14 protein-coding genes and 2 tRNA genes are annotated in these 13976 nt (G+C 71.1%); 9 read left to right on the forward strand and 7 right to left on the reverse strand.

Going from position 1 to position 13976, the window contains the following annotated elements; translation table 11 throughout:
• Nucleotides 1-93: 93 nt before the first annotated feature.
• Nucleotides 94-1122: an MDR family NADP-dependent oxidoreductase gene (locus EV375_RS07235; protein WP_130298714.1), complete on the reverse strand. Its 1029-nt coding sequence runs from the start codon at nucleotides 1120-1122 to the stop codon at nucleotides 94-96.
• Between the two features lie 91 nt (nucleotides 1123-1213).
• Between EV375_RS07235 and EV375_RS07240 the strand changes: the two genes are divergently transcribed.
• Nucleotides 1214-1681 carry a MarR family transcriptional regulator gene (locus EV375_RS07240; protein ID WP_130298715.1) on the forward strand — a complete coding sequence of 156 codons (468 nt, stop codon included), beginning with the start codon at nucleotides 1214-1216 and terminating at the stop codon, nucleotides 1679-1681.
• A 40-nt stretch (nucleotides 1682-1721) separates the two neighbouring features.
• Here the strand turns inward: EV375_RS07240 and EV375_RS07245 are convergent, their stop codons facing one another.
• From EV375_RS07245 to ku, 3 genes are all read right to left on the reverse strand, one after another.
• Nucleotides 1722-2597, reverse strand: a complete 876-nt coding sequence (locus EV375_RS07245; protein ID WP_130298716.1) for an SMP-30/gluconolactonase/LRE family protein — start codon at nucleotides 2595-2597, stop codon at nucleotides 1722-1724.
• 164 nt (nucleotides 2598-2761) lie between these two features.
• Nucleotides 2762-3526 carry an IclR family transcriptional regulator gene (locus tag EV375_RS07250; RefSeq protein ID WP_130298717.1) on the reverse strand — a complete coding sequence of 255 codons (765 nt, stop codon included), beginning with the start codon at nucleotides 3524-3526 and terminating at the stop codon, nucleotides 2762-2764.
• Nucleotides 3527-3687: 161 nt separating this feature from the next.
• Nucleotides 3688-4893, reverse strand: coding sequence for a non-homologous end joining protein Ku (ku, locus tag EV375_RS07255; protein ID WP_130298718.1), 1206 nt, complete (start codon nucleotides 4891-4893; stop codon nucleotides 3688-3690).
• Between the two features lie 30 nt (nucleotides 4894-4923).
• Between ku and ligD the strand changes: the two genes are divergently transcribed.
• Entirely contained in the window at nucleotides 4924-5814 is an 891-nt protein-coding gene (gene ligD, locus EV375_RS07260; RefSeq protein WP_130298719.1) for a non-homologous end-joining DNA ligase, read from the forward strand.
• A 171-nt stretch (nucleotides 5815-5985) separates the two neighbouring features.
• On the opposite strand, the gene EV375_RS07265 is transcribed toward ligD, so the two are convergent.
• Complete coding sequence (locus EV375_RS07265; RefSeq protein WP_130298720.1) at nucleotides 5986-6285, reverse strand: YtxH domain-containing protein; 300 nt, start codon at nucleotides 6283-6285, stop codon at nucleotides 5986-5988.
• Nucleotides 6286-6441: 156 nt separating this feature from the next.
• On the opposite strand from EV375_RS07265, the gene EV375_RS07270 reads away from it, so the two are divergent.
• The 3 genes from EV375_RS07270 to EV375_RS07280 all read left to right on the forward strand — a co-directional run bounded on the left by EV375_RS07270 (nucleotide 6442) and on the right by EV375_RS07280 (nucleotide 8696).
• Nucleotides 6442-6514: transfer RNA gene (locus EV375_RS07270), tRNA-Asn, on the forward strand.
• 189 nt (nucleotides 6515-6703) lie between these two features.
• A tRNA-Ile gene (locus tag EV375_RS07275) sits at nucleotides 6704-6780 on the forward strand.
• Between the two features lie 713 nt (nucleotides 6781-7493).
• Nucleotides 7494-8696: an IS110 family RNA-guided transposase gene (locus EV375_RS07280; RefSeq protein WP_130298721.1), complete on the forward strand. Its 1203-nt coding sequence runs from the start codon at nucleotides 7494-7496 to the stop codon at nucleotides 8694-8696.
• Nucleotides 8697-8725: 29 nt separating this feature from the next.
• Here the strand turns inward: EV375_RS07280 and EV375_RS29590 are convergent, their stop codons facing one another.
• Complete coding sequence (locus EV375_RS29590) at nucleotides 8726-9193, reverse strand: hypothetical protein (RefSeq protein ID WP_486588340.1); 468 nt, start codon at nucleotides 9191-9193, stop codon at nucleotides 8726-8728.
• A 301-nt stretch (nucleotides 9194-9494) separates the two neighbouring features.
• Here EV375_RS29590 and EV375_RS07290 point away from each other — a divergent pair, with 301 nt between their 5' ends.
• The 3 genes from EV375_RS07290 (at nucleotide 9495) to EV375_RS07300 (ending at nucleotide 11105) form a co-directional block, all read left to right on the forward strand.
• On the forward strand, nucleotides 9495-9719 hold the full coding sequence (locus EV375_RS07290; RefSeq protein WP_130298722.1) for a hypothetical protein: 225 nt from the start codon (nucleotides 9495-9497) through the stop codon (nucleotides 9717-9719).
• 6 nt (nucleotides 9720-9725) lie between these two features.
• Nucleotides 9726-10376: a Clp protease N-terminal domain-containing protein gene (locus EV375_RS07295; RefSeq protein WP_130298723.1), complete on the forward strand. Its 651-nt coding sequence runs from the start codon at nucleotides 9726-9728 to the stop codon at nucleotides 10374-10376.
• Between the two features lie 198 nt (nucleotides 10377-10574).
• Nucleotides 10575-11105, forward strand: coding sequence for a hypothetical protein (locus tag EV375_RS07300; protein WP_207228004.1), 531 nt, complete (start codon nucleotides 10575-10577; stop codon nucleotides 11103-11105).
• A 122-nt stretch (nucleotides 11106-11227) separates the two neighbouring features.
• Here the strand turns inward: EV375_RS07300 and EV375_RS07305 are convergent, their stop codons facing one another.
• Complete coding sequence (locus EV375_RS07305; protein ID WP_486588341.1) at nucleotides 11228-12382, reverse strand: MalY/PatB family protein; 1155 nt, start codon at nucleotides 12380-12382, stop codon at nucleotides 11228-11230.
• Between the two features lie 109 nt (nucleotides 12383-12491).
• On the opposite strand from EV375_RS07305, the gene EV375_RS07310 reads away from it, so the two are divergent.
• Complete coding sequence (locus EV375_RS07310; RefSeq protein ID WP_130298724.1) at nucleotides 12492-13898, forward strand: FGGY family carbohydrate kinase; 1407 nt, start codon at nucleotides 12492-12494, stop codon at nucleotides 13896-13898.
• Nucleotides 13899-13976: the final 78 nt, after the last annotated feature.

The following is a 13976-nucleotide window of genomic DNA, read 5'->3' on the forward strand; positions in this document are numbered from 1 at the left end:
CCGCCTCGGCGGCGGCCCGGCGCAGGTGTGTGCGACCGGAGTCGCCGGGTCGCCCCGGCGACTCCGGGTGTTCGCGGGTCGGTGGTGAGTCTGTCAGTCGGCGAGGCTGACGATCATCTTGCCGGTGTTCTCACCCTTGAGCAGACCGAGGAAGGCGTCGACGGCGTTCTCCACGCCCTCGACGACGGTCTCGCGGTACTTCAGCTCACCGGAGCGGATCCACCCCGAGACCTCCTCGAAGAACTGCGGCATCAGGTCCTGGTGGTCCATCACGAGCATCCCCTGCAGACGCAGCCGCTTGCCGATCACCATGGCGAGGTTCCGCGGCGCGGCGGGGGGTTCGGTGGCGTTGTACTGCGCGATCATGCCGCAGATCGTGGCGCGGCCGTGCACGTTGAGCGAGCTGATGGCCGCCTCCAGGTGCTCACCGCCGACGTTGTCGAAGTAGACGTCGATGCCGGAGGGGGCGGCCTCCTTCAACTGGGCCGCCACCGGGCCGGACTTGTAATTGAACGCCGCGTCGAACCCGTACTCCTCCGTGAGCAGACGGACCTTCTCGTCCGACCCCGCGCTGCCGATCACCCGGGAGGCGCCCTTGAGCTTCGCGATCTGCCCGACCTGGCTGCCGACCGCCCCGGCGGCACCCGAGACGAAGACGGCATCGCCCTTCTTCATCGACGCAACCTCCAGGAGGCCCGCGTACGCCGTGAGGCCGGGCATGCCCAGCACGCCCAAGTAGCTGGTGAGCGGGGCGAGTTCGGGCGAGACCTTGGTGGCGTACCTGGCCCGCAGTGTGGCGTGCTCCCGCCAGCCGAGGTCGTGCAGCACATGGTCCCCGGGGGCGAATCCCTCGGCCTGCGACGCGGTGACGATGCCGATCGCGCCGCCCGTCATCGGCTCGTCGAGCTTGAAGGGCGGGACGTAGGACTTCACATCGTTCATGCGTCCGCGCATGTACGGGTCGACGGAAAGGTGGAGGTTCCGGACCAGGATCTCCCCCTCGCCGGGCGCCCTGACGGGGCCTTCACGCAGCGCGAAGTCACCGGGAGCAGGCCAGCCCTGGGGCCGGGAGACCAGGTGCCATTCACGGCCGGTCGCGGGGAGGGATTCGGGCGAGCTCATGTGGGGGCCTCTCGACGAATATGCTTCAGGTTGTGAAACAACCTATCACCTAGATATTTCATGTTGTCAAGTAAATCGCTAGACTGCCGCCATGACCCCCCACACTTCCGCCGGTACCCGCAGATCCGGCAACGACCCCGTGACGCGGGAAGTCGTCGACCTGATCGGCACCGTCGTCGCGCGCTACCACGAGGAGTACGAACTGGCCGCGGCCGACCACTCGCTGACCGGCGCCCAGGCCCGCGTCCTCGCGCTCCTCGCCCGCGAACCGACGCCCATGCGCCAGGTGGCGCGCCAGCTCAAGTGCGAACCGTCGAACGTCACCGGGATCGTGGACCGCCTCGAGTCACGCGGCCTCGCCGTGCGCCGCCCGGACCCGGCGGACCGCCGCGTGAAGCTCGCCGCGGCCACCGAGGAAGGCATCGACCTGGCCGAGAGGCTCCGGGCAGCGCTCGACTTCGCCCGCGAGCCCCTGGCGGGCCTGACGCCGGACGAACGGACCGTGCTGCGCGACCTGTTGCAGCGCATGCTGGGCGACAAGAAGCCCGAGGAGTACTGACCGGGGGCCCGGCGAGGCGCCCGGTTCCTCACCGCGGGGATCAGCCCCCGAAGGCGGGCTGCGGCAGTCCCTGCCCGACGCCGGGGAGCACCAGCAGAGAACCCGCGAGCGGAGCGGCCGCGGGATCGGCCCCGACGCTCGCGGTCGTCACATACAGATCCCGCAGGCCGGGGCCGCCGAAGGCGCACGCCGTGGGACGCCGGACGGGCACCTCGACCGTGCGGTCCAGCCTGCCGTCGGGTGTGTAGCGGCGGACGGCACCTCCGTCCCAGAGCGCCACCCAGACGCAGCCGTCGGCGTCGACAGTCAGTCCGTCGGGATAGCCGGCGCCCTCCTCGATCTCCGCGAACTCCCGCCTCCCGGAGACGTCCGCCCCAGCCTCACCGGCGCCCCCGGGCACGTCGAAGACGTCGATGCGGCGCGTGGGAGTGTCGTTGTAATACATCAGCGAACCGTCGGGGCTCCAGCCGATGCCGTTGCTGACCGTGACCTCCGGCAGCACCGTCACCGCAGCCCCGTCCCCGGTCACGCGCTTGAGATCGCCGCCGCCCACGTCTTCGCCGTACGCCATGCTGCCCGCCCACAGCGCGCCGTCCGGGGCGACGGCCGCGTCGTTGCCGCGCCGGCCGGGCACAACCTCGCGGTGCAGCCACGAGAACGCGCCGTCCGGGCCGTAGAGCCCGATGCCGTCACGGAGGTTGACGACGAGACCGCCGCCGGCCCTCGGCTTCGCGGCCCCCACATGCTGTTCGGTCACCATGACCGTGCGGGCGCCGTCGGACGGATCGAAGGTGTGCACACGGGAGTTGAGGATGTCCACCCACACCAGGCGCTGCCGCGCGCCGTCCCAGGTCGGGCCCTCTCCGAGCCGGGCCTGCGTCCGTACCGCCACCGCCACCGCCGGCCACTCGGGCACGCCGCTCAACTCCTTCTTCCGTACGGCCTTTTCGTCCGGCCTCTTCGTCCGGCCCTTTCCTACGGCCTTTTCGTCCGGCCCTCCGCATGGACTTCCCCACGGAATCCCTGCGGAGATCCGCACACCCGTGCCGCCTGCGCGAACGTCTTCTCCGTACTACCCCGTCACCGGTGCCCGAGACGGCCCGACAGTTCCGCCGCGCCCTTGACCGCGAGCCCCTCCAGCTCGCCGCGGCGCTCATCGCTCCAGCGGACGTTCGGCACCGAGATGCTCAGCGCGGCCACGACCTTCCCGCCCGAGTCCCGCACGGGCGCGGCCACACAGCTCACATCGGGATTGGACTCCTGCTGCTCGACGGCGACGCCGCGCTCGCGGACGTCCGCCAGCGCCTTCCGCAACTCCCGCGGCGAGGTGATGGAGTCGGGCGTCATGGCGACGAACGGGCCCCCCTCGGCCAGGGTCGCCTCCAGCTCCTCCTCGGGCAGCGAGGCGAGCAGCATCTTCCCCACGGACGTGCAGTGTGCGGGGAGCCGGCGGCCCGCGGCCGAGACCATGCGCACCGCGTGCGTGCTGTCGACCTTGGCGATGTAGATGACGTCGCGGCCCTCGAGGATGGCCACGTGCACGGTCTCGTCGCACGTGTCGGCGACGCTGCGCGCCACCCGCTGCCCCTCGGCGGCGAGGTCGAGCTGTTCCGCGTAGCGGCTGCCGAGCTGATAGCCGCGCACGCCGAGCCGGTAGCGTCCCGGCTGTTCCGGCGGCTGTTCCAGATAGCTGCGGGCGGTGAGCGTCGTCACCAGTTCGTGCACCGTCGTACGGGGCAGCTGCAGCCTGCGCGTGATCTCCGGGGCGGAGAGGGTCCCCTCGCAGTCGAGGAAGAGCTCCAGCACGTCCAGGGCCCTGGTCACGGCCGGCACGAGGCGTCCCATGTCCCCCGCCCTCCCCTTGCTCGCTCTGCGTCGTGGTTCGAAATACCGACAGCTGGTCGGCATCGCGAACAGCCTAGCCATGTCACGACACCGGCGACAATGCCGGGGGCACTGCCGTCCTCGGCGGGCCCGGCCGCTCGCGCGCCGGCACCGGATCCCTGCTATGCGGACTTCCGCGTGCGGGCGGTCTTCTTCGCGGCAGTCTTCGCGCCCGTCTTCGCGGCAGTCTTCGCCGCGCTCTTCGCCGTGCTATTCGCGGCACCCTTGGCGGCGCTCCGGTCCCTGCTCCTGGGGGCGGCCTTCTTCGCACCGGTGGCCTTCTTCGCCGTGCCCGACGTCCTCTTCGCGGGGGTGGCCTTCTTCACGGCGGGCCTCGCCGCGGTCTTCGACGCCGCCTTCTTCGCCGGCGCGGACGCCTTCTTCGCCGCTGCCGCCCTCTTCCCGCCCGAGGCCTTCTTCGCCGAGCCCGAGGCCCGCTTCGCGGCTGCGGTCTTCCTCGTACCGGAGGGCTTCTTGGCGCCCCGCTGCTTCGACAGCTCGTGCACCGTCGCGTCCGGGGAGACCGTCTCCCCGCCCTCTCCCCGGGACTGCCGGGCCGCCTGCACGCTGCTCTCCAGCACGGCCATGAGATCCACGACCTGGCCCTTGCCGGGGGCCGCGGCCGCCTCCTCGCCCATCGCGGAGGTGTCGACGCCCTCGACCTTGGCGGCGACGAGTTCCTCCACGGCTTCCCTGTACTCGTCGTGCAGCTCCGCCCAGTCCAGCTCCCCCAGCGTCTCCATCAGGGTGTCCGCGAGATCGAGCTCCGCGTCGCGGATGGTGACGTCCTCCTCGGGCGCGACGCCGCTGACGGAGCGGATCTCGTCCGGCCAGAGCATGGTGTGCAGCGCGATCACGTTCTCGTACACACGCAGCATCCCGAGGCTCTCCCGCCCCCGCATCGCCAGCTTGCCGACGGCCACCTTGCCCGAGCGCTTCAGCGCCTCCCGCAGCAGCGCGTACGGCTTGGTCGCGGAGCGGCCGTCACCCGCGAGGTAGTACGAGCGGTCGAGCTGGATCGGATCCACGTCCTCGGCGGGGACGAAGCCGAGGATCTCCACGGTCTTCGCCGTCGGCAGCGGCAGCGCCGCCAGGTCGGTGTCCGTCAGCTGCACGGTCGTCCCGTCACCGGTCTCGAATCCCTTGCCGATCTCCTCGCGGGGCACCTCCCGCTCCTCCAGTTCGCACACCTTCCGGTAGCGGATGCGCCCGCCGTCGGACGTGTGCACCTGGTGGAAGGAGACGCTGTGGTTCTCGGTGGCCGAAACCACCTTGATCGGTATGGAGACCAGCCCGAAGGAAATGGACCCTTTCCAGATGGATCGCATGGTTCGTCCCTTCTGTGGGACTCTCAGGGTATGCCGTACACGGAGGTCGAGGGCCGCCGTCTCGCTCTCAGCAATCTCGACAAGGTGCTCTATCCGGCCACCGGATTCACCAAGGGTGAGGCACTGCACTATTACGTGACCGTCGTGGACGCGCTTCTCCCGCACCTGCGGGGGCGCCCCGTCTCCTTCCTGCGGTATCCCGACGGTGTGGACGCCGCAGCCTTCTTCGCCAAGAACGTGCCGCCCGGCGCCCCCGACTGGGTGACCGTCCGCGAGATCACCGAGGTCAGCAGCACGCCGCTGCACCAGGTACTGATCCACGACCTCGCCACCCTCGTGTGGGCGGCGAACCTCGCCGGGCTGGAGCTGCACACCCCTCAGTGGCGCGTCGAACACGAGGCACGGGCGGACCGGCTCGTCTTCGACCTCGACCCCGGCCCGGGAGCCGGTGTCCTCGAGTGCCGCACCGTCGCGCTGTGGCTGCGGGAGCGGCTGGCGTCGGACGACATCACTGTGCTCCCGAAGACCTCCGGCGGCAAGGGGCTGCATCTGCTGGCACCGGTGGAGGTCACCCCGTCCTCGTCCGCCTCCGCGTACGCGAAGAAGATCGCCCTGGAGGCGGAGGCGGCCATGCCGGACCTGGCACTCAGCAAGATGGCCCGGGCGCTGCGCCCCGGCAAGGTCTTCGTCGACCACTCGCAGAACGCCGCCGCCAAGACCACCGCCGCCCCCTACACACTCCGCGCCAAGCAGCAGCCCAGCGTCTCCGCCCCGCTGACGTGGGAGGAGCTGACGGCCGCGGGGACCGCGGACGAACTCGTCTTCCTCGCCGATCAGATGCCCCTGCGGCTGGAGAACGACGGGGACCTGATGGCGCCGCTCCTGGACCCCGGTCTCGTCCGGCCGCTTCCCCGCTCCTGAGCGGCGCCTGGCGGCGGGCCGCAGGACTCGCGCTCCACCGCGTCCGCCCGCGCACGACGGGCCGTCCGCACGGTCTCACTCCGGGCACACACCGCACCACAGACGACGGTGGGCGGGCCGGAATAGTGTTCCGCCCCGCCCACCGCGGCGCTCTTCCTACTTCCTTACGGGCTACTTGCTGCCGGAGCCCCAGTCGTCGCCCGCGGGCGTCCTGTGGTCGCGGAGCGAGCGGACCCGCTCGTTGACCGCCTCCGGCAGCCGGTGCCCGACCTTCTCCGTCATGATCCCCGCCGCTTTGGACGCGGCCTCACGGCCGGTCTGCGCCGCGCTCTCGGTGGCGTTGCGCACCGCTGGATTCTCGGCCAGTCGCTGTGCCGTCAGCCGCAGCCGCTCGTAGCGCTCGCGGCCGGCACGCGTACCGAACACGTACCCGACGGCCAGTCCAGCGACGAACGTGAGCCGGTAGCGCATGGCTCCACCCTTCTCTCGGATCTATCGGTTCATCGGTTACCCGGTGACGCGAGGACGAACCGATACCGATTTCGGAGTACCCCCTGGCATGCGCTAATGTATGCCCGCGGCCGAGGAACGCGGCCCATGACCAAGTGGGCGCGTCCGACAGCGCATTCCCGTGTAGCTCAATCGGCAGAGCAGCCGGCTGTTAACCGGCAGGTTACTGGTTCGAGTCCAGTCGCGGGAGCAACCGAAAGAGCCCTCCCCGGGGGCTCTTTTTCTTTGCCGGGCAAGTCTGTTGGGGCGAGTGGGAACCGATCACCGGGCGCTCGCGGTCCTCCCTCCCGTACGGCACCACCCGGCAGGGGCGGGAGATCGTATGAGCAGCTATGCTGCGGCAGACGCGGCGCGCACACATGTGCGTGATCCGACGAACGGGGCGGTAGCTCAGCCGGTTAGAGCAGCGGACTCATAATCCGTCGGCCGTGGGTTCGAGTCCCACCCGCCCCACCAGGCGTGTCCTTGCAAGCGCCTCCCTGCGTGCACCTGGCCGGCCGATTCCGCGCCGGCCAGGGCTTTTTGTGCCTGCTGTCTCCCTGTCCGGTGCGGGGAGGGGATGCGGAGGGCGAGGCGACGGCGCCGGGCCGATGATCTTGATCCTGCGAGGAGGGCTTCGCCTCCAGCTGTGCGGGGCTGGCCGGCGCCGGAGCCCACGACGCCGGAGACGCGGACGCCGCCGGAGGGCTGTGGCATTGCCGTGACGGTGGGGCCGGCGTCGAGGGTGGCGCCGGTTCGCCACGGCGCGCTTGGAGTTGCCCGTGGGCGGCGCGTGACTCGGCGAGCCCGGCCCGTCCCGCGCGTGGGGTGCCTGACCGCCCCCGGCGGAGGAAGGCCCAAGCAGTGAAAGAGGCAGGTCAGCACAGCACCGCTGAGAACGGCACCGGATTCCGGCGCGTCTCACCCCCCGTTATCTTCTTCGCGGTCCTGCAAGAGGGCCGTTGGCCTCCGGGCCCGGCATGACTGTTGCCCCCTGTCGATTCCATGACCTGGGGGGTGGTGTCACCGGGCCCGAGGGGTGCCGTCGGAGACGCTGATAAGAGGTCCGACCACCGCCCGGCCGAGCGCAATGCCCGGCCAACCTTCGGGCGGCAGGTCTGCATAACGTGGATGCGCGCGTGCGGCCCCAACGCCGAGGCCGGCATGCCATCGACACACGTGGGGGCACAGTGACCGACATCAGCAACGTGGACGTCTTCCTCGGCCTGGACGTCGGCAAGAGCGCCCACCACGGCCACGGGCTGACCCCGACCGGGAAGAAGGTCTTCGACAAACTGCTTCCGAACAGCGAACCGAAACTGCGGGCCGTCTTCGACAAACTCCGCGAGAAGTTCGGCACCGTCTTGGTAGTCGTGGACCAGCCCGCCTCGATCGGCGCCCTGCCCTTGGCAGTCGCCCGGGACGCCGGCTGCGAAGTTGCCTACTTGCCCGGACTGGCGATGCGCCGGATCGCCGACCTCTACCCGGGCGAGGCCAAAACCGACGCGAAAGACGCCACGGTCATCGCCGATGCCGCCCGCACCATGCCCCACACCCTCCGCACCCTGGAGCTGACGGACGAGATCACTGCCGAGCTGACCGTGCTCGTCGGCTTCGACCAGGACCTGGCCGCCGAGGCCACCCGCACCTCCAACCGCATCCGCGGCCTGCTCACCCAGTTCCACCCCAGCCTGGAACGGGTCCTGGGCCCACGCCTGGACCACCCAGCGGTCACCTGGCTCCTGGAGCGCTACGGCTCCCCGGCAGCCCTGCGAAAGGCGGGCCGCCGCAGGCTCATTGAGGTCATCCGACCCAGAGCTCCGCGCATGGCCGAACGGCTCATCGACGACGTCTTCGCCGCACTCGACGAACAGACCGTCGTCGTCCCCGGGACCGGCACCCTGGATGTGATCGTGCCCTCGCTGGCCAAGTCCCTCGCAGCCGTCCACGAGCAACGCGGGGCCCTGGAAGCCCAGATCGAGGCCCTGCTGGAGGCCCACCCTCTTTCCACGGTCCTGACGTCGATGCCCGGCGTCGGCGTCAGGACCGCCGCAGTTCTCCTGGTCACCATCGGCGACGGCAGCTCGTTTCCCACCGCCGCCCACCTGGCTTCCTACGCCGGTCTCGCACCGGCGACAAAGTCGTCGGGGACCTCGATCCACGGCGAACACGCCCCCAGAGCCGGCAACCGGCAGCTGAAGCGCGCCATGTTCCTCTCCGCGTTCGCCGCCCTCCACGACCCGGCCTCCCGCAGCTACTACGACAGATGCCGAGCCCGGGGCAAAACCCACACCCAAGCCCTCCTCCGCCTCGCCCGCCACCGCACCAGCGTCATCTTCGCCATGCTCCGCGACAGCACCTTCTACGAACCCCGCACCCCAGCCACCGCTTGACGAAAGACATAGAGGCACCCCCCCCGGGGCTACGAGGTGACCAGGTTGAAGACGGGATAGATCCGCGGCTCGACGTTGGGGGCGCCCAGCTCGCGCAGCAGCGGCAGGACGACCGCCGCGAAGGCCTGGTAGGCCTCCTCGGACTCCCACACGTCCACGACGATGAAGCCGCCCGGCGTGGGCGCGGCTACGTGCGAGATGAGCCCTGGCACGGGCCAGTCACCGAGCTTGCCGGCGACCTTGTTCATGCCGGTGATCCCCCGGGCGACCTGCTCGTACAGCGCACGGGTCATACCGAGACTGTCGAAGATCACGATCACTGCCATACTCGGCTCCATCAGCGCGGTGTGCAGGGTCCAGGTCCAGTCGACCAGCTTGTCGCCCGCATCGCGTCCTGGCGTGAGCTGTACGGACCGGGAGGCACCTCCGCCGGGGTGCGGGGCGGGGCGCAGCAGGTACCGCCCGTCGACCGGGGCCTGCACGACGCGACCCGGCATTGCCTCCGGACCGCACTCTCGGGGGGCGCGATGCCTCCGCCGACCGTCACAGTGGGTTCACGCGGGAATCCCAACTGCCCGTCGACCCCGCAGGTTCCGCCGGCGGGTCTCCGGCGTGACGTGCCGACTGACGTTCAGCCCGCGGTGACGCCCGTTCCGCCGCGAGAGCGCGGGAGCGGTGGCGGGCACGCCGTACGTACCACCCCTTCAACGCCCCTGCGTCGCCACGGAGTTCGGGCCCCATCCATCGCCTTTGTCAATGAGGGTTGACAAAGGGAGGGTGTCATCCTAGGTTGACAGCATGGCCGCATCGGACGCACGTGAAGCAGTGGACACAGCCGAGGCCGCTCTCAACAGCGATCCCCGCGTCGGACTGCGGGCCGTCGCGGCGCTGAGGCGGCTGACCGAGCGCCTGGAGGTGCTCCAGGTCGAAAGTGCCCGCGCCCAGGGCTGGTCCTGGGACGAGATCGGGGCCGCGCTGGGCGTGAGCCGGCAGGCCGTACACAAGAAGCACGCGAGGAGGTAGGCGGCGATGTTCGAACGTTTCAGCCGGCAGGCACGACAGGTCGTCGTGGGGGCCCAGGAGGAGGCACGCGGCCTCGGCCACGACTGGATCGGCACGGAGCACCTGCTCCTGGCCGCCCTGCGCCTGCCCGAACAGCCGGGGGCCGCGACCCTCGTACGGCTCGGGGTCAGCGCCGAGAGCTGCCGCGCCGCGGTCTCGAGCGTTGTCGGAGGCGCCGCGGACGACGCACTGGGGCCACAGGACGCCGAGGCGCTCAAGGCGTTCGGCATCGACCTGGACGAGATCCGGCGGCGCACCGAAAACGCCTTCGGGGACGGCGCGTTGGACGTCCCGGCGCGAGACCCGGAGGCGAGGGCGCCGCGAAAGCGCCGCTTCCCGAGGCGCGTTCGGCCTCAGAGCGGGGGCAGCCTGGGTGTACCGGCGTCCGTTCCCGGACCTTCGGGCCACATCCGTTTCACCGGCCGGGCGAAGAAGGCTCTCGAGCTGTCGCTGCGTGAGGCGATCGCTCGCAGGGACCGCCGCATCGGTGTGGAACACCTCGTGCTTGCGCTCCTGCGCGTGGACGACAAGATCTCGCAGGGGATGTTCCAGCAGCTCGGCGTGGCACCGAAGGAGATGCGCGATCTCGTCCTCGCGGATCTGCGGACGGCGGCGTGAGACCCGCACCATGCGGCGCCTCCGTTCCCAACAGGGCGCGCGCCGCGTGCTGTTGAGCCCCGTTCGAACGATCACACCGCAGCCGTACAACCCCGCGGCCGCTCCGGGTGTCTTTCTGGGTGCCGGATTCTTCGGGCAACAGACCACAAGGTTCCCTTGTCCTGAAGAATCATTCTTTGCATGACAAGAGGGGGAACAATGCGCATCCGTTACAACAAGACCGCGATCGCCGCCCTGACCTGCGCGATGCTCGCGGTCCCCGCGGGAGCCGCCTACGCAGGCAGCGGGCCCGCACCCAAGCCGTCCGAGCGGAGCGCCGCCAAGTCCACGGCACCCTCCGCCAAGGGCAACCCGGAGAGCAAGAGGGCCGAGGCGGCGGGGGTCTGCGACGACGCGTACCAGATCGGCACCACCGGGTACGTCAAGCGCAGCGGAGTCACCATCGCCTCGGTCAAGCAGTTCTACTCGCCGGAGTGCCACGAGAACTACGGCTACGTGTGGGTCTGGGACAGCTTCCGCAAGACGGCCGGCGACTACGACGTGACGGCGGCCGTCTACAGCTACTCGCAGGACGAGGTGCTCGGCGGCAGGGCCTGGACGAACACCACCCAGCAGGAGTTCTGGTCCTACGGCACGGACACGGTGTCCGAGTGCACCGCGGCGGTGGGTTCCGTCCGCAAGGCGGGCGACCCGCTGCCCAACAACGGTGCCTCGTCGAAGCGTTGCTGAGGCCGCCGGGCTGACCGGGGTGTGGCGGGGCTCCCCGTACGCAAAGCCGTACGGGGAGCTTCCGTCTGTCCGGCGCCCTCCCCGCCCTGCCCCGCGGGGCGGGGCGGGGAGGGCGGGCACCGTCAGACGGCGGAGGCCATCCGCCGCACCGCTTCCTCCAGGTTCTCCGGCGACGTCGCCATGTTGAGCCGTGCGTATCCGGCGCCGCCGGTGCCGAACGCCGGGCCGGGGATGAGCGCGACCCGGCCCCGCTCCAGGAACGCCGCCGCTGGGTCGTCGCCGAGGCCCAGCGCGCGGCAGTCCAGCCACGCGAGGAACGTCCCCTCGTGCGAGCGGTAGCCCACCTCCGGCAGGTGCTCCTTCAGCAGCCCGGCGAGCAGGCTGCGGTTCTCGTCCAGCCCGGCGAGCAGCGCCGCCAGCCAGGCGTCGCCGTGCCGCAGCGCCGCAACGTGCCCGATGACGCCGAGATGGCTGGGTCCGTGGCTGACCTCCTCCGGCATCAGGGCCAGTTCGGCGGCGGCCTCCGCGCCGGCGACCGCCATGGCCGCCTTCAGCCCGGCCAGGTTCCACGCCTTGGAGGCCGAGAGGAGCGAGAAGGCCCGCTCCGCCCCCGGCACCGACAGATACGGGGTGTGGCGGGCGCCGGGCAGCGCCAGCGGGGCGTGGATCTCGTCGGCGACGACGCGCACGCCGCTGCCGTTCGCCAGCTCCGTCACCGCCGCCAGCTCCTCGGCGGTGTGGACCGTGCCCGTCGGGTTGTGGGGGCTGCACAGCAGGTACGCGGCCGCGCCCCTGCCGTCCGCGCCCGTACGGAATGCCTCGGCGAGGCTGTCCAGGTCCAGGCGGCCCTCCGCGGTCAGCGGCGCCTCCACCACGCGGCGGTCCATGTGCGAGACGAACTGGTAGAAGGGCGGATAGACGGGCGAGTTGACGACCACGGCGTCACCGGGCTCCGTGATCAGCTTCAGCACCTCGACGACCCCGGCCATGACGTCGGGCACGATCGCCGCCCGCTCCGGCGGCACTCTCCACCCCCAGTGCCGCTCGGCGAAGCCGTCGAGTGCCTCCCTGTAGGGCTCCCCCATCGCATAGCCGGTGTCCCCAGCGTCGACCGCCGCGTGCAGCGCGTCGGCGACGGGAGGGGCCAGCGGCACATCCATCTCCGCGATCCACATCGGCAGCACGTCGGCGGGGTGCACACGCCACTTCGCGCTCGTACGGCGGCTCAGCTCCTCCCGGGAGCACTGCCGCAGCGGGTTGCTCACATAGGTCTCCACGCCACCACGCTAGGCCGAATCCGGGCATCCGAGCAGACCGCGCGGGGGCCGGGCCGCGAGGGCCGAGGGCGGCAGCCGGGCGCCACGGCACGTAGGGCATCATTCCGGCATGGGGATAGTCGCCGGTCTGGAGAGCTCAGCCGAGTACACACGCATCGTCGTCTGCGACGTGGATTCCGGTGCCGTGGTGAAACACGGTTACGCCGAGCACCCCGCGGAGCGCGACGATCCCCAGTCGTGGCTGCTGTCCCTGGGCCGGGCCGCCAGCTCGGGGCAGTTCTCCGACGTCGAGGCCATCGGAGTCTCCGGGCAGCAGCAGGGCCTCATAGCGCTCGACTCGGCGGGCAATCCCGTCCGGTCGGCCCTCCTCGGCAACGACAGACGGATGCAGCCCGCGGCCGCCGACCTCGTCGACGCGCTGGGCGGTCGCCACGCGTGGGCGGAGGCCGTCGGCTCCGTGCCGGAGGCCGGTCATCCCGTCTCCAAGCTGCGGTGGCTCGCACGCAACGAGCCGGAGAACGCGGCCAGGGTCGCCGAGGTGCTCCAGCCCCACGACTGGCTGGTGTGGCAGCTGATGGCACGGCCGTCACGGCGCACGACCGACCGCGGGGAGGCGTCGGGCACCGGGTACTGGTCGGCGGCGCTGGAGAGCTACCGGCCCGATCTCGCCGAACTCGCGCTCGGCCACCGGATTTCGCTGCCCGAGGTCATCGGCCCCGCCGAGCCCGCCGGGCGGACCCCGGAGGGGCTGCTGATCTCCGCAGGCACGGGCGACACCATGGCCGCGGCCCTCGGGCTGGGACTGGGACCGGGAGACGCCGTGATCTCCCTCGGCGCCTCGGGTTCGGTCTGCGCCGTGCACCACGAGGCGCTCACCGACCCGAGCGGCATCATCACGTCGTACGCGGACGGCACGGGCCTGCACATGCCCGCGGTGCGCACCCTCAACGCGACGCGTGTGCTGCGCGGTGCCGCCGAGTTCCTGGGCACCGACATCGCGGGCGTCTCGGAGCTGGCGCAGGCGTCGAGCCCAGGTGCGTACGGGCTCGTCCTGCTGCCGTACCTGGCGGGCGAGCACACGCCGCATCTCCCGCACACCGCCGGATCGCTGCACGGCCTGCGGCTGGAGAGCATGAAGCCGGAGCACCTGGCGCGGGCGGCCGTCGAGGGGATGCTGTGCGGGCTCGCCGACGCGCTGGACGTGCTGCGCAACAGAGGCGTTCAGGTGCGAAGACTCTTCCTGCTGGGGCCGGCCGCGGGCCTGCCGGCCGTGTACTCGGCCGCCCCGGCGCTCTTCGGCACACAGGTCGTGGTGCCCCGACCGGGCAACTATGCCGCGATCGGCGCGGCACGGCAGGCGGCCTGGGCCCTCAGAGGCGGTTCGCATCCGCCACGGTGGCCCGCCCCCGAGTGCGAGGTGTTCGACCCCGGCGAGGACCTGGCCGCCGGGCAGGCGGTACGGCAGCAGTTCGCGACCGTTCGCGAGGAGGTCCACCCCGGCGCCTTCGACGCCTGACGGGTGTGCGGAGCGGATTCAGCCGGCAGCGATCACCCGGGTCTTTGCCCGGAGTTGGAGGCGCGCGGCGGGGGCCGC

It is taken from the genome of Streptomyces sp. CNZ301 (assembly GCF_004217425.1).